Consider the following 14702-nt stretch of genomic DNA (forward strand, 5'->3'; position numbering starts at 1 on the left):
AGTCTAGGTCCTGCTCAGAACCCCAGCTTGCGCAGCTGCTTCGGGTCCCGCTGCCAGTCCTCGGCGATCTTCACGTGCAGGTCGAGGTGCACCCGGGTGCCCAGCAGCTTCTCGATCTGGCGACGGGCGTCGCTGCCGACCTGCTTGAGCCGGGCACCGCCCTTGCCGATCACGATGCCCTTCTGGCTGGACCGCTCGACGTAGATGATCGCGTAGATCTCCAGAAGGTCCTTCCTCTCGATCGTCTCCTCGACGACGACGGCGATCGAGTGCGGCAGCTCGTCGCGCACGCCCTCCAGCGCCGCCTCCCGCACGAGCTCGGCGACGAGCACGTCGGTCGGCTCGTCGGTGAGGTCGCCGTCCGGGTAGAGCTGCGGGCCCTCCGGCAGCAGCCCGACCAGCAGGTCCGAGAGCAGCGACACCTGGAAACCCGACCGCGCCGAGGTCGGCACGACCTCGGTGAACTCCATCAGGGCCGACACCTCGGTGAGCCGCTCGGCGACCTGCTCGGGGCGGGCGGTGTCGGTCTTGGTGACGACGGCGACCACCGGGGTGTGCGCGGCGATCCGCCGCAGCTCCTCGGCGATGAACCGGTCGCCCTTGCCGACCTTCTCGTCGGCGGGCACGCAGAACCCGACGACGTCGACCTCGGACCAGGTCTCGCGCACCAGGTCGTTGAGCCGCGACCCGAGCAGGGTCCGCGGGCGGTGCAGCCCCGGGGTGTCGACCAGGACGATCTGGGCGTCCGGGCGGTGCACGATCCCGCGGATCGCGTGCCGGGTGGTCTGCGGGCGCGAGGAGGTGATCGCGATCTTCTCCCCGACCAGCGCGTTGGTCAGCGTCGACTTGCCGGCGTTGGGCCTGCCGACGAAGCAGGCGAACCCGGACCGGAAGCCCTCGGGCTGTGCGCCGGTCACGCCGCACCCAGCCGGTCGAGGATCTCGCGGCCGATCGGCAGGGCCGCCGTCGCCGCCGGGGACGGTGCGTTCAGCACGTGCAGGATCGAGCCGGGGCGGCCCGCGCCGTCCGGGCCGGCCTGGTCGAGGAACAGGAAGTCGTCGACCAGGGTGCCGTCGGCCTTCACCGCCTGGGCCCGCACCCCGGCGCCGGCCGGGTGCAGGTCGGCGGCGGTGACGTCGGGCAGCATCCGCTGGATCTGGCGGACCATCGCCCGCGTCGACAGCGAGCGGCGGACCTCGCCGATGCCGTAGCGCCAGTGCGTGCGCGCCACCTTGACCATGCCGGGATAGGTCAGCGTGCCCAGCAGCTCCTTCGGTCTGATCGTGCGCCAGTCGTAGCCCTCACGGGCCATCGCGAGCACGGCGTTCGGGCCGGCGTGGACGGTGCCGTCGATGCCGCGGGTGGCGTGCACCCCGAGGAACGGGAACGCCGGGTCGGGCACCGGGTAGATCAGGCCGCGGACCAGCGAGGCGGCCCGCTCGGAGAAGCCGGAGTACTCGCCGCGGAACGGCACGATCCGCACCCCGGGGTCGGCACCGGCCAGGCGGGCGAGCTCGTCGCAGCGCAGGCCGCCACAGACGACCGCGCGAGTGCCGAGCAGGTCACCGCGGGTGGTGCGCACGACGACGTCGGACGGGCGGCGGGCGAACCCGGTGACGGTGCGGCCCAGGTGGACCTCGCCGCCGTTCTTCTCCACCAGCTCGCCGAGCTTCTCCGCGACCAGCCGGTAGTCGGTGATGCCGGTCGAGGGCACCCACAGCGCGGCGAGACCGCGGACGTCGGGCTCGTAGGTGCGGATGCCGTGCTCGTCGAGGCGGTGGTTCTCCACGCCGTTGGCGGCGCCGCGGCGGGCCAGCTCGTCGAGCCGGGGCAGCTCCTCGGGCTCGGTCGCGACGACGAGCTTGCCGCACACCTGGTGCGGCAGGTCGTGCTCGCGGCAGAACGCGATGGTCTCGGCACACCCGGCGACGGCCAGACGTGCCTTGTAGCCGCCCGGCGCGTAGTACAGCCCGGAGTGCACGACGTTGGAGTTGTTGCCGGTCTGGTGGTTCGCCAGGCGCTGCTCACGCTCGACGACGGCGACGCTGAGCCCGTTGCGGGTGGCGGCGTACGCGGTGGCCAGGCCGACGATCCCACCGCCGACGACGACCAGGTCGTAGCGCGGTGTCGCGGGCAGCCCGGTCACCGGGCACGCTCCGCGGGGAAGGTCGTGCGGGCAGCCATCAGGTCCTCCTCGCGTCCCGCCCGTGGCGGGACGGTCACGTCCGTCGGTCGCTCCCCGTGGCCGGGGGCGGCCAGGTCAGTGCCGGTCGGCGCCGGCGTGCTCGGTGGGGTCGCCGGCGACGTGGTCGGGCACGTCGGACTCCCGGGTGTCCCGACGCGGCTCGTCGTCGGTGTCCTCGGTCTCGGCCGGCTCCAGCGGGCTGACCAGCACCGAGGTGATGCGGACACGGCCGCGGGCGTCCTTGCCGCCCTCGCCCTGCAGCCGCAGCAGGCCGTCCAGCTCGGCGGTGGCGCCGGGCAGCGGCACCTTGCCCAGCCGTTGGGCGAGCAGCCCGCCGACGGTGTCGACGTCGGCGTTCTCCAGCGCCTCGTGCAGCTCGTCCTCGCGCGGGGTCCCGCGGAACCGCCCGGCGAACAGCTCCTCGAGGTCCTCGGCGGGCAGCCGGGCGGAGACCCGGAAGGCGCCGTCGGAGGCCTCGGCGACCTCGGGCACCTCCTCGGTGTCGTACTCGTCGGTGATCTCGCCGACGATCTCCTCCAGGATGTCCTCGATCGTCACCACGCCCGCGGTGCCGCCGTACTCGTCGACGACGACGGCCATGTGGTTGCGGGTGCGCTGCATCTCGCGCATGAGGTCGTCGCTGCGCTTGGAGTCCGGCACGAAGGCCGCGGGGCGCAGGATGTCGAGCAGCGGGACCTCACGCTCTCCGCGCCGGGCCTCCTCGCGGGCCCGGACCAGGTCCTTGAGGTAGGCGATGCCGATGACGTCGTCCACGCCCTCGCCGAGCACCGGGATGCGCGAGTAGCCGCTCTTGAGCGCCAGGCGCAGTACCTTCTCCACCGGGGTGTCGCGCTCGGTCCAGATGAGGTCCGGCCGCGGCACCATGATGTCGCGGACCGGGGTCTCCCCCAGCTCGAACACCGAGTGGATCATCTTGCGCTCGCCCTCGTCGACCACGCCGCGGTTGCTGGCCATGTCGACGAGCTCGCGCAGCTCCACCTCGGTGGAGAACGGGCCGTCGCGGAAACCGGGGCCCGGGGTGATCGCGTTGCCCAGCAGGATCAGCAGCTTCGCCAGCGGGGACAGCACGACGCCGATCGCGCGGATCGGGCCCGCGAGCAGCAGCCCGATCCGGTACGGGTGCTGGCGGCCCAGCGTCCGCGGGCCGACCCCGATCAGGACGTAGCTGGCGAGCACCATGAGAACGCCGGTGAGCAGCAGCCCGATCCAGGTGGCGGAGAACAGCGGCGCGAGCGCGACGGCCAGCAGGATGATCGCGACCGTCTCGCAGGTGACCCGCAGCAGCATCAGCAGGTTGACGTGCCGCGGCCGGTCCGCGACGACGGCGGCGAGCGCCTTCGCGCCGGCGCGGCCGGCGCGCACCACGGCGTCCACCCGGGCGCGCGAGATAGACATGAGGGCCGAGTCCGCGGCGGCGAACACCCCGGCCAGCAGCACGAGCAGGACCGTCGCGACGATCAGCCAGACGGTGGTCACTTCTGCTCCTCGGAGAACGTGGTCGTGGGTCTTCCGGTCACCGGCCGGACTCGTCCTCGAAGCCGGCGGCACCGAGCAGTCGGTCGTCGCTGCGCTTCTGGGCGTCCCGGGCGCGCTCGCGGGCCCGGTCGGACCGCCAGCGGACCAGCAGCCGGTTCTGCAGTGCGAACATCTCGCGCTCGTCCTCGGGCTCGAGGTGGTCGTACCCCAGCAGGTGCAGGATGCCGTGCACGGTCAGCAGGTGCAGCTCGTCGGCCAGGGTGTGCCCGGCCTTGCGCGCCTGGTCCCGGGCGAAGGCCGGGCAGAGCACGACGTCGCCGAGCAGGGCCGGACCCAGGTCCGGCGCATCGGGGCGCCGGGTGTCCTCGACGAGGGAGTCCATGGGGAACGCCATGACGTCGGTGGGACCCGGCTCGTCCATCCAGCGGACGTGCAGCTCCTCCATCGCGTCCAGCCCGACGGCGGTGATCGCCAGCTCGGCGGACGGGCTCACCTTCATCGCGTCCAGCGCGTACCGGGCCACCGACACGACCTGCGCCTCGTCGACCGTGATCCCGGACTCGTTGACGACCTCGATGCTCACGCCGCCGCTGCCCTGCCCCTGCTCGCCGATACGGATGTAGGGGGCAGCCTAGACGGCCGTACCGACGGTCCCGGTGCCACCCGCCCCCCGGTCACCGCCGCCGGTCGGGACGCCGCGCCGGACCGTTGCGGGGTGCGCCGTTGCCGACGGCCGCCGTGCGGTGCTCGGACGCGTCGAACCGGGCGTAGGCGTCGACGATGTCGGACACCAGGCGGTGCCGGACCACGTCGGCGCTCTCGAGCCGGGAGAAGTGCACGTCGTCGACGCCGTCGAGGATGTCCTGCACGACGGCCAGGCCGGACCGGGCGTTGCCCGGGAGGTCGACCTGGGTGATGTCGCCGGTCACCACGATCCGCGAACCGAAGCCGAGCCGGGTGAGGAACATCTTCATCTGCTCGGGCGTGGTGTTCTGCGCCTCGTCGAGGATGATGAACGCGTCGTTCAGGGTCCGGCCCCGCATGTAGGCCAGCGGCGCGACCTCGATCGTCCCGGCGGCCATCAGCTTCGGGATGGACTCGGGGTCGATCATGTCGTGCAGCGCGTCGTAGAGCGGGCGCAGGTACGGGTCGATCTTCTCGAACAGCGTGCCGGGCAGGTAGCCCAGCCGCTCTCCCGCCTCGACCGCGGGCCGGGTCAGGATGATCCGGTTGACCTGCTTGGCCTGCAGCGCCTGCACGGCCTTGGCCATCGCCAGGTACGTCTTGCCGGTACCGGCCGGGCCGATCCCGAAGACGATGGTGAAGGCGTCGATGGCATCGACGTAGCGCTTCTGGTTGAGCGTCTTGGGGCGGATGGTCTTCCCGCGCCGGGACAGGATGTCCAGGCTCAGCACCTCGGCCGGGGACTCGCCCAGGCGCTCGTCGGCGGTGTTCTCCGCCGAGAGCATCTGCACGGTGCGGCGCACGTCGTCCGCACCGACCAGCTGGCCGCGCTCGGCCAGGGTGATCAGCTCGGCGAACACCCGCTCGGCGAACGCGACGTCGCCCGGGTCCCCGGACAGGGTCAGCTCGTTACCGCGGACGTGGACGTCGGCGGTCAGCTCCTCCTCGGCCGCGCGCAGGCTGTCGTCGCGGGAGCCGAGCAGGGACAGGACCGCGGTGTCCGGCACGGCCATCCTCGACCGGACGGTCCCGCCCGGTGCCGCGGTGGACCGCAGGTCGGTCCGGGGGGTGGAGCCGGGTTCGGTGCCGGTCAAGAGTGTGTTCGCCTGCCTCGTACGTCGGGTCGCCGGACTGCGCCGATCGTACCGGTCGGACCGCCGACGGCACCCGCGGATTCTCCCGCGGATCAGGCGGGGGCGCTCAGCCGTTCCACGGCCTGCAGCGCGGCGGCCCAGCCGGGGTGGGCGACGTCGATGAGCTGCAGGTGGTTCGCGCCCTCGACCCGCACGAGCTCCGACCGGTCACCGGCGGCCGTCGCGGCGGCGACGAAGTCCTCGCTCTGGGAGAGCGGGACCACCTCGTCGGCGGTGCCGTGCACGCACACCGACGGCACCCCGAGCGGGACGGCCTCCAGCGGACTGGTCGCCCGGAAGCGGGCCGGGTCGGCGCCCGGGGTCGCCGCGACGAGGTCGGCGACGGCGCCGTCGCCGAGCAGCATCCCGCCGGCCAGGTCGAGCACCCCGGCCAGCGAGACCACCCCGGCCGGGCGGACCACGGGCGTCGCGCCCGGGTCGCCGGGGGCGAGCGTCGCGCGCATCGCCAGCCAGCCCGCGAGGTGCCCGCCCGCCGAGTGCCCGAGCACGACGAGCCGGCGCAGGTCGAGCCGGGTGGAGCGCAGGGTGGCGAGGTGGTCGGCGGCCATCGCGACGTCGTCGAAGGTGGAGGGCCAGCCACCGCCGGCGCCCACCTTCCGGTACTCGATGTTCCAGACCGCGAAGTCCGCCGCGACCAGCGCGTCGACGACCGGACGCATGATCGTGAGGTCGGTGCCTGCCCGCCAGAACCCGCCGTGCACGACGATCACGGTGCCGCGGGGCAGGTCCCGGCTCGCCGGGAAGGTCAGCTCGCCGAACTGGTCGGGCTGGCCGCCGTAGGCCATCCGCTCGGTCCGCGGGGCGGTCTCGTCGCGCGGGGGCCGCCGCGGGGCCGCGGGGGCGTCGTTGCCGCAGGCGCCGAGCAGCGGGGTGGCGGCGAGGCCTGCCAGCAGCGTGCGGCGTCCGATCCGGGGAGCGTGGTCACTCACGCGGCGGATGATGACACCCGCGCCCGGTCCCCGACGACCGGTTCGCCGGATCGTGACCGGCGTCCGCGTCCCTCCCCGCCCTGCTCCCAGGGTCACCCTCGTAGCGCTCTAAGCCCCGAAAGTGACACTGGGGGCGCCCTGGGACGGGTCGGCGAGGGGGCTCAGCGGGCCCAGCGGCCGGTGCGCACGGCGAGCGCACCGAGCGCGACGCAGGCCGCGGTGGAGGCCCGCAGCACCTCCGGCCCCATCCGGACCGGGACGGCGCCGGCCTCGGCGAGGCGGTCGAGCTCGGCGTCGTCGACGCCGCCCTCCGGTCCGACGGCGAGCAGCACCTCCCCCGCCGCGGGCAGCGCGACCGAGGCGAGGTCCTCGCCCGCGGACTCGTGCAGCACCAGCGCGGTGTCGGCGGCACCGACACGGGCGGCGAGCTGCGCGGTGGTCACCGGGCCTGCGACGTCGGGCTGCCACGGGCGGCGGGCCTGCTTGGCGGCCTCGCGGACGGTGGAACGCCAGCGTTCGAGGGCTTTCGCGCCGCGCGGGCCGTCGTCCCAGCGGGTGACGCAGCGGGCCGCCTTCCAGGGGACGAACCCGTCGGCGCCGGCCTCGGTGGCGGTCTCCACGGCGAGCTCGCCGCGGTCGCCCTTGACCAGCGCCTGCGCGACGACGACGCGGACCGCGGGTGCAGCCACCCGGGTCACCTCGTGCAGCCGCACGGTCAGCGCGTCCCGCCCGGCGACGTCGACCACCTCGGCGCGGGCGACACCGCCCCGGCCGTCGGACAGCACCAGCGCCTCGCCGGGGCGCAGCCGTCGCACGGTCGCGGCGTGGCGTCCCTCCGGGCCGTCGAGCACCGTGTCGGAGCCCGGGCCCGGGAGGGAGCCGACGTCGTCGACCAGGAACAGCGGCGCCGTCGTCACCGGGTCAGCGTCCGGTCCAGCTGTCGCGCAGCTTGGAGAACAGGCCGTGCCCGTTGCGGGAGCCGCCGATCAGGTCCGGCTGCTCCTCACCGCGCAGCTCGGCGAGCCGGCGCAGCAGGTCGGTCTGCTCCTTGTCCAGCCGGGTCGGCACCGCCACCTCTACGTGCACGAGGAGGTCGCCGTGGCCGTCGATCCGCCCGGTGGAGCGCAGCCGGGGCATGCCCTTGCCGCGCAGCGTGCGGACCGTGCCGTGCTGGGTGCCCGCCTCGACGTCGATCTCGGCGACCGAGCCGTCGAGCAGCGGCAACGGCAACGTGGTGCCGAGCGCGGCCGCGGTCATCGGCAGCGGGAGCGTGCAGTGCAGATCGGCGCCGTCGCGGGTGAACAGCTCGTGCGGCGCCTCCTCCACCTCGACGTAGAGGTCACCGGCGGGACCGCCGCCGGAGCCGACCTCGCCCTGGCCGGACAGGCGCACCCGCATGCCCTCGGCGACGCCCGCCGGGATCTTGACGGCGACGGTGCGCCGCGACCGGACCCGGCCGTCGCCCGCGCACTGGCGGCAGGGGTCGGGGATGACCTCGCCGAACCCGCGGCAGGTCGGGCAGGGCCGTGCGGTGACGACCTGCCCGAGGAACGAGCGCTGCACGCTCTGGATCTCCCCGGAGCCGCCGCAGGTGTCGCAGGCGGTGGGGTGGGTGCCCTCGGCGCAGCCGGAGCCCTGGCACTGGGTGCACAGGACGGCGGTGTCGACGGCGAGGTCGCGCTGCACACCGGCGGCGCAGTCCTCCAGCGTCAGCTCCATCCGGATCAGCGCGTCGGCGCCGGGCTGGACCCGGCTGCGCGGGCCGCGCCCGCGTCCGCCGCCGGCGGTGCCGCCGAAGAACGCGTCCATGATGTCGCTGAACCCGCCGAACCCGGCGAACGGGTCGCCACCGCCACCACCCCCGCCGCCGCGGGCGTCGAGGGGGTCGCCGCCGAGATCGACGACCCGGCGCTTCTCGGGGTCGGTCAGCACCTCGTAGGCGGCGCTGACCTCCCGGAACCGTTCCTGTGCTGCGGGGTCGGGGTTGACGTCCGGGTGCAGCTCACGGGCGAGCTTGCGGTACGCCCGCTTGATCTCCGAGGCGTCGGCGCCGCGCTCGACGCCCAGGATCCCGTAGTAGTCGCGTGCCACCTGGCTCTTTTCCTCTGGGAAGTACGTACAACAACGATGAAAGGTCTACCGACCGGTCAGGATCTCACCCACGTACCGGGCGACCGCATGCACCGCCGAGATCGTGCCCGGGTAGTCCATCCGGGTCGGTCCGACGACGCCCATCCCGCCCAGCGGGGTACCCGATCCGTACCCCACCGTGACCACGGACGCGGTGCGCAGGTCCTCGGCCTCGTTCTCCTCGCCGATCCGGACCGTGACCAGGCCGGAGTCCTGCGAGGCCGCGAGCAGCCGCATGACCACGACCTGCTCCTCCAGGGCCTCCAGGACCTGACGGAGCGAGCCGGGGAAGTCGGCGTGGCTGCGGGTCAGGTTGGCCGTGCCGCCGAGCACCATCCGCTCCTCGGGGTGCTCGACGAGGGTCTCGATGAGCACCGTCGCGAGGTGCAGCAGCGGGGTGCGCAGGTCCTCCGGCGCGGTGTCGGGCAGCTCGGCGACGGCCGCGGAGGCCTCGGCGAGCTTGCGCCCGCCCAGGGCGTTGCCGAGCATCTCGCGCAGCCGGGCGACGTCGGCGTCGGCGAGCACGTCGCCCAGGTCGACGACGCGCTGGTCGACGCGGCCGGAGTCGGTGATCAGCACCAGCATCAGCCGGGCCGGGGTCAGCTGCACGACCTCGAGGTGGCGGACCGTGGAACGGGTGAGCGTCGGGTACTGCACGACGGCGACCTGGCGGGTCAGTTGCGCGAGCAGCCGCACCGAGCGGCGCAGCACGTCGTCGAGATCGACGGCGCCGTCCAGGAACGTCTGCACGGCCCGCTTCTCGGCCGACGACAGCGGCTTGACCTGCGAGATCCGGTCGACGAACTGGCGGTAGCCCTTGTCGGTGGGGATCCGGCCCGCGCTGGTGTGCGGCTGCGCGATCAGGCCGTCCTCCTCGAGGACGGCCATGTCGTTGCGCACCGTCGCGCTCGACACCCCGAGGTTGTGCCGGTCGACGATGGCCTTCGAGCCCACGGGCTCCTGCGTCGAGACGTAGTCGGCCACGATGGCCCGCAGCACGGCGAACCGCCGCTCGTCGGCGTTCATCTCCTCACACCTCCCCCGCTGTGCCCCGTCCATCCTAGGCGCCCTCGTGGCCGCGCGGCCGGGGCACGCGGCGTGGCACGGTGGGTGGGGTGATGTCCGCACGCCGCTTCGGCCGGCGCTCCCTGCTCGTCGGTGCCGGTGCCGTCGCCCTGGTCGCGGTGGGTACGACCGACCGCTGGCTCCCCGTCGGCGACGTCGCCGGGACCCCGGACCCGGCCGCGCTGCGGGCCCGGATCCTGGCGGGTGTCGTCCCCCACTCCGGCCTGGCGACGGCGACCGGCCGGCTCGGGCTGCCCACCGTCGCGCCGATCGGGTCCGCGGCCCGGCTGCTGTCCACGACCACCCGGATCCGCGTCCAGGTCGCCGACGCGGGCCGCTGGCGGGTCGACGAGCTGACCCCGGTCGGCGAGGTCGACACCTACCGCGACGGACAGGTCGAGCGGATCTGGGACTACGGCGCGAACCGGCTGACCACGGTCTCCCCGCTCGCCCCGGTGCGTTTCCCGCGGGCCTCGGACCTCGCCCCGGCCGACCTGGCCCGCCGGCTGCTCGGCGCGACCCCCGACGACCCGGTGACGGCGCTGCCGGCACGGCGGGTCGCCGGGCGGGCCGCGGCCGGGCTGCGGGTGACCCCGGCCGACCCGGACAGCCTGGCCGGGCGGATCGACGTGTGGTCGGTCCCCGTCGGCGACGGCGCCCTCCCGGTCGCGGTCGAGATCGCCGCCCGGGACGGCGCGGGCCCGCTCCTGGAGACGGCGTTCGAGGCGGTGGACACCGCCGCGCCGCCGGCCGCGGCGCTGGTCCCGGCGCCGCCGTCGTCGGCGGAGCGGGTGCGGGCCCGTCCCGACGACCTGACCGGCTCGCTGCGCGGGGCCGGAGCGGCGCCCCCGCCGGACCGGCTCGCCGGCCGGGACCGGGTGGAGCTGCCGGTGTCCGGGGACGTCCCGGCCGCCGAGCTGCTGCCCGGGGTCGGTGTCTACGGCACCGGGGTCGGCCGGTTCGTGCTGGTCCCGGCCGGGCCGGAGGTCGTCGACGGGATCGTGCGCGGCTCGGCCGCCGCGGGCGGGGTGGACGTGGCCGGCCTGCCCGGCGGCTCGGCCGCCCGGGTGGCGACGCCGCTGCTCAGCCTCGTCGTCGCCCGTCGGCGACGGCGCGGGGTGCTGCTGGCCGGGACGGTGCGACCCGGGGTCCTGGAGTCCGCCGCCGTCGAGCTGATGGGGACCCGCCGGTGAACGACCCGGTGGTCGCGACGCACGCGGTGACCAAGCGGTTCGGCCGGGTCACCGCCGTCGACGGCGTCGACCTGGCGGTGCCCGCCGGCTCCCGGTTCGGGCTGCTGGGCCCGAACGGCTCCGGCAAGACGACGCTGGTGCGGATGCTGCTCGGGCTGGTGCACGCCACCTCGGGGTCGATCGAGGTGCTGGGCTCGCCGATGCCGCGGGCCGCCCGCACGGTGCTGCCGCGGGTCGGTGCGCTGGTCGAGTCCCCCGCCGCCTGGCCGGGGCTGTCGGGCCGGGCGAACCTGGCCCTGCTCGACGCGGCGGGCTCGGTGGGCGGCCCGCTGCACCGGCCCGCCGACCGGCGACGACGCGTGCAGGAGGCCCTGGAGCAGGTCGGCCTGGGCGGGGTCGACCGCCGCCCGGTGCGGGCCTACTCGCTGGGGATGCGCCAGCGCCTGGGCATCGCCTCGGCGCTGCTGCGCGCCCCGGCGCTGCTGCTGCTCGACGAACCGACCAACGGCCTGGATCCGCGGGGCATCGGCGAGATGCGCACCCTGCTGACCGCGCTGAACGAACGGGGCACGACCGTGGTGCTGTCCAGCCACCTGCTCACCGAGGTGGAGACGCTGTGCACCCGGGTCGGGGTGATGGACGCCGGGCACCTCGTGCTCACCCAGGACCTCGACGAGCTGCGGGCACCGACCGGCCGGGTCGTCGTCCGCACCCCGGCCCCGGCGGCCGCGGCGCGGGCGCTCGGCCGGGCGCTGGAGTCCGCCGACGGCGACCGGCTCGTGGTCCGCGCCGTCGACCCCGCCGACCTCAACGCGCACCTGGTGCGGGCCGGGGTGCCGGTGGCGTCGCTGGAACCGGAGCGCCGCACCCTGGAACAGGTGGTGCTGGAACGCACCGGTGACGGCTCGGACCGGGTGTCGACGGCCGGGCGGGCGGTGGCGCGGTGATCCTCGTCGAGCTGGCGCTGCTGCTGCGCCGCACCCGGGTGTGGCTGTGCTGGCTGCTGCTGTGCGCGCTGCCGGCGCTCGTCGCGGTGGTCGTGTCGGCCACCGGGATCCTCCCGCCGCCCGGTCAGGGGCCCGCGTTCCTGTCCGCGGTCGCGACGAACGGGCAGATCTTCCCGGCGTTCGCGCTGGCCCTGGTGCTGCCGATCCTGCTGCCGATCACCGTGGCGGTGGTCGCCGGGGACACCGTCGCCGGGGAGGCCGCCGCGGGGACCCTGCGCTACCTGCTGATCCGGCCGGTCGGACGGCTGCGGCTGCTGGTGGCGAAACTGGTGTCGGTGGCGTTCTTCGTGGTCACCGCGGTGACGCTGGTGGTGCTGACGTCCTACGCGGTGGGGATCGCGGTGTTCGGCACCGGCACCACCACCGCCACCGGTGGTCTCACCCTGCCCCCGGTCGACGCCGGGCCCGGCTCGGTCGCGTCGCTGTCCGGGACGGTGATCGAACCGGTGGACCTGGCGACCCGGACCGGGCTGACCGTGGCCTACCTGGCGCTGTGCATGCTCACCCTGGGCGCGCTGGGGATCTTCTTCTCCACCCTGACCGACTCACCGCTGGCGGCGGCGCTGGCGGTGCTCGCGGTCGTGGTGACCAGTGCGTCGCTGCAGGCCCTCGACGCCTCGGCCGCCTTCGTCGACTTCCTGCCGACGGCGCACTGGCTGGCCTGGATCGACCTCTACCGCGACCCGGTCCTCTACGACGCCGCCCGCACCGGGGCGTGGGTGCAGGCGGGCTGGGTCGCCGTCGCCGTCGGGGCGGCGTGGGCGAACCTGGCGACCAAGGACATCGCGAGCTGAGTGCCCGCCGCGCCGGGCCGCCTCAGCCCGCGGCGCGCAGGGTGCCGCAGGCGGCCGGGGCCTCGTCGATCGGTGCGGTGGACAGGGCACGGACGACCAGGCCGATCACGGCGTCGTCGGCGGGCAGGCCGCCGTGGCCCACGGTCGAGCCCGGGCACAGCTGCTGCAGCTCCACGTTGACCGCACCGTCGAGGCGGGCCGAGGTCGGCGGGGTGACGACCTGGTCACGGTCGGTCCACACCGACAGCCAGGGCACCGCCGTCCCGGCCCCGGCGAGCTCCCCCAGCAGTGCCGACCCCGGGGCGAGCTGACGGCACGCCTGCGGGCACGCCTCCGGGGACACGGCCGCGGCGGAGCCGGCCACCGTCGTCCCGGCCAGCGGGGAGCCGATCGACACGATCCGCCGGGCCCGGGCCGGGCCGTCGTCGCGGATCGCCCACAGCCCCGCGACGACGCCGCCCGCGGAATAGCCGACGACGTCGACCGACGGCGCCCCGGCGTCGGTGGCGACGGTGACCGCGCGGTCCAGCACCGCCACCTGCCGGTCGAGGTCGCCGGTGCCGTCGCCGTCGAGGGCCAGGACGCGCGCGTCGCGGCCCTGGGCGCGCAGGGCCCCGGCGAGGACCTCCAGGCCGGTGCGGTCGCCGCCGTAGCCGGGGACGAGCAGGACCGGGCCCGGCCGGTCCTGGGCGACGGGCCCGCCGGCGCCGCGGGGCCCCTCGGGCAGGGCCGTGACGACCGCGGCCACCACGCCCAGCGCCACCAGCAGTGCGGCGACGACCAGCAGCGCCCGGCGGCGCGGGCTCACCGGGCCCCCGCCGGGGTGCCGGCCGCCGGGGTGTCGTCGGCGATCAGCAGGTCGGTGACGACCCGGTCGGCCAGCAGCCGTCCGCGGTCGGTCAGCACCGCACGGCCCGCGGCGTGCGCCGCCGGGTCCAGCAGCCCCTCGGCGACGGCGCGGGCGGCGGCCCCGCGACCGCCGTCATGCAGCAGGGTCAGGGCCATGCCCTCGGCGAGGCGCAGCCGCAGCATGACCCGCTCGGTGTGCCGCTCGTCCGCGGTGAGCTCCTCGCGACCGCCCTCGGGGGTCTCCCCCGCGGCGAGCGCGCCCGCCCAGCGCGCCGGGTGCTTGACGTTCCACCAGCGTGTCCCGGCCAGGTGGGAGTGGGCGCCGGGGCCGATCCCCCACCAGTCGCCGTCGCGCCAGTAGCCCAGGTTGTGCCGGCACTCGGCGCCGGGCAGCGACCAGTTCGACACCTCGTACCAGGACAACCCGGCGTCGCGCAGCCGCGCGTCGAGCAGCTCGTAGCGGGTGGCGGCGACGTCGTCGTCGGGGGCGGGCAGCTCCCCGCGGCGGACCCGGCGGGCCAGGGCGGTGCCGTCCTCGACGATCAGCGCGTAGGCCGAGACGTGGTCCACCCCCGCGTCGAGGACGGCGTCGGCGGAGGCGCGCAGGTCGTCGTCGGTCTCGCCGGGGGTGGCGTAGATCAGGTCCAGGTTGACGTGACCGAACCCGGCGGCCCGGGCCTCCCGAGCGGCGGCGACCGCGCGCCCCGGGGTGTGCGTGCGGTCCAGTACGGCGAGCACGTGCGGGGCGGCGGACTGCATGCCCAGCGAGATGCGGGTGAACCCGCCGGCCCGGAGCCGGTCGAAGAACTCCGGTGAGACCGACTCGGGGTTGGACTCGGTGGTGACCTCGGCGTCGTCGGCGAACGGGAGGTGCTCGCGGGCCGCGTCGAGCACCGCGACGAGCCGGTCGGCGCCGATCAGCGACGGGGTGCCGCCGCCGACGAACACCGTCTCCACGGTGCGGTCCCCCACCGTGCGGGCGGCGAGCGCGATCTCGGCGCGGGCGGCGGCGAGCCAGCCGTCCGGGGACGCGGCGTCGCCCGCGAGCTCGGAGGCGGTGTAGGTGTTGAAGTCGCAGTAGCCGCAGCGGGTCGCGCAGAACGGCACGTGGACGTAGAGCCCGAAGGCCGGCGGCACGGAGGTCACGTCCGGCGAGTGTGCCACCGCCGGGCCGGTCGGTGCCGGGCGCACCTCGGGCCCGGACCGCTCCCCGAC

General features: G+C 75.3%; 14 protein-coding genes. 3 read left to right on the forward strand and 11 right to left on the reverse strand.

The features are described 5' to 3' along the window. Window positions 1-14: 14 nt before the first annotated feature. The 9 genes from era to hrcA form a co-directional block, all read right to left on the reverse strand. Window positions 15-917, reverse strand: coding sequence for a GTPase Era (gene era, locus DMP15_RS21250; RefSeq protein ID WP_161151753.1), 903 nt, complete (start codon window positions 915-917; stop codon window positions 15-17). After that, window positions 914-2146: an L-2-hydroxyglutarate oxidase gene (gene lhgO / locus DMP15_RS21255; RefSeq protein WP_073577992.1), complete on the reverse strand. Its 1233-nt coding sequence runs from the start codon at window positions 2144-2146 to the stop codon at window positions 914-916. The genes era and lhgO overlap by 4 nt, the downstream gene beginning before the upstream one ends. Before the next feature lie 114 nt (window positions 2147-2260). Next, the gene (locus tag DMP15_RS21260; protein WP_073577993.1) at window positions 2261-3682 is read right to left on the reverse strand and encodes a hemolysin family protein; all 1422 of its coding nucleotides are present in this window, start codon (window positions 3680-3682) and stop codon (window positions 2261-2263) included. 37 nt (window positions 3683-3719) lie between these two features. After that, window positions 3720-4265, reverse strand: coding sequence for an rRNA maturation RNase YbeY (gene ybeY, locus DMP15_RS21265; protein ID WP_073577994.1), 546 nt, complete (start codon window positions 4263-4265; stop codon window positions 3720-3722). 91 nt (window positions 4266-4356) lie between these two features. After that, window positions 4357-5421, reverse strand: a complete 1065-nt coding sequence (locus DMP15_RS21270; RefSeq protein ID WP_237453671.1) for a PhoH family protein — start codon at window positions 5419-5421, stop codon at window positions 4357-4359. A 131-nt stretch (window positions 5422-5552) separates the two neighbouring features. Then, window positions 5553-6449, reverse strand: coding sequence for an alpha/beta hydrolase family protein (locus DMP15_RS21275; RefSeq protein ID WP_253067070.1), 897 nt, complete (start codon window positions 6447-6449; stop codon window positions 5553-5555). A 161-nt stretch (window positions 6450-6610) separates the two neighbouring features. Then, the gene (locus DMP15_RS21280) at window positions 6611-7366 is read right to left on the reverse strand and encodes a 16S rRNA (uracil(1498)-N(3))-methyltransferase (protein WP_337826356.1); all 756 of its coding nucleotides are present in this window, start codon (window positions 7364-7366) and stop codon (window positions 6611-6613) included. Window positions 7367-7370: 4 nt separating this feature from the next. Beyond that, on the reverse strand, window positions 7371-8540 hold the full coding sequence (dnaJ, locus tag DMP15_RS21285; protein WP_073577997.1) for a molecular chaperone DnaJ: 1170 nt from the start codon (window positions 8538-8540) through the stop codon (window positions 7371-7373). Window positions 8541-8585: 45 nt separating this feature from the next. Then, on the reverse strand, window positions 8586-9605 hold the full coding sequence (gene hrcA, locus DMP15_RS21290; RefSeq protein ID WP_337826357.1) for a heat-inducible transcriptional repressor HrcA: 1020 nt from the start codon (window positions 9603-9605) through the stop codon (window positions 8586-8588). A gap of 92 nt (window positions 9606-9697) precedes the next feature. Between hrcA and DMP15_RS21295 the strand changes: the two genes are divergently transcribed. Genes DMP15_RS21295 through DMP15_RS21305 form a run of 3 tightly spaced genes read left to right on the forward strand, consistent with a single transcriptional unit; the run spans window position 9698 to window position 12638 of the window. Next, window positions 9698-10837, forward strand: coding sequence for a hypothetical protein (locus tag DMP15_RS21295; RefSeq protein ID WP_337826358.1), 1140 nt, complete (start codon window positions 9698-9700; stop codon window positions 10835-10837). Then, window positions 10834-11784 (forward strand): ABC transporter ATP-binding protein, encoded by a 951-nt coding sequence (locus DMP15_RS21300; protein ID WP_337826359.1) that lies wholly within the window; start codon window positions 10834-10836, stop codon window positions 11782-11784. The genes DMP15_RS21295 and DMP15_RS21300 overlap by 4 nt, the downstream gene beginning before the upstream one ends. Next, window positions 11781-12638: an ABC transporter permease gene (locus tag DMP15_RS21305; protein ID WP_062401494.1), complete on the forward strand. Its 858-nt coding sequence runs from the start codon at window positions 11781-11783 to the stop codon at window positions 12636-12638. Before DMP15_RS21300 ends, DMP15_RS21305 begins: the two co-directional genes overlap by 4 nt. A gap of 22 nt (window positions 12639-12660) precedes the next feature. Here DMP15_RS21305 and DMP15_RS21310 read toward each other — a convergent pair whose 3' ends face one another. Together DMP15_RS21310 and hemW are read right to left on the reverse strand one after the other, a co-directional pair. Next, on the reverse strand, window positions 12661-13446 hold the full coding sequence (locus DMP15_RS21310) for a lipase (protein ID WP_100880111.1): 786 nt from the start codon (window positions 13444-13446) through the stop codon (window positions 12661-12663). Next, entirely contained in the window at window positions 13443-14651 is a 1209-nt protein-coding gene (gene hemW / locus DMP15_RS21315; protein ID WP_073578243.1) for a radical SAM family heme chaperone HemW, read from the reverse strand. Before hemW ends, DMP15_RS21310 begins: the two co-directional genes overlap by 4 nt. Window positions 14652-14702: the final 51 nt, after the last annotated feature.

The organism is Pseudonocardia sp. UM4_GMWB1, assembly GCF_017312155.1.
Taxonomy (GTDB): Bacteria; Actinomycetota; Actinomycetes; order Mycobacteriales; family Pseudonocardiaceae; genus Pseudonocardia; species Pseudonocardia alni.

Coding starts and splice junctions, on each gene's coding strand:
- hrcA (WP_337826357.1), bottom strand. CDS start 9,605: ATGAACGCCGACGAGCGGCGGTTCGCCGTGCTGCGGGCCATCGTGGCC.
- DMP15_RS21295 (WP_337826358.1), top strand. CDS start 9,698: ATGTCCGCACGCCGCTTCGGCCGGCGCTCCCTGCTCGTCGGTGCCGGT.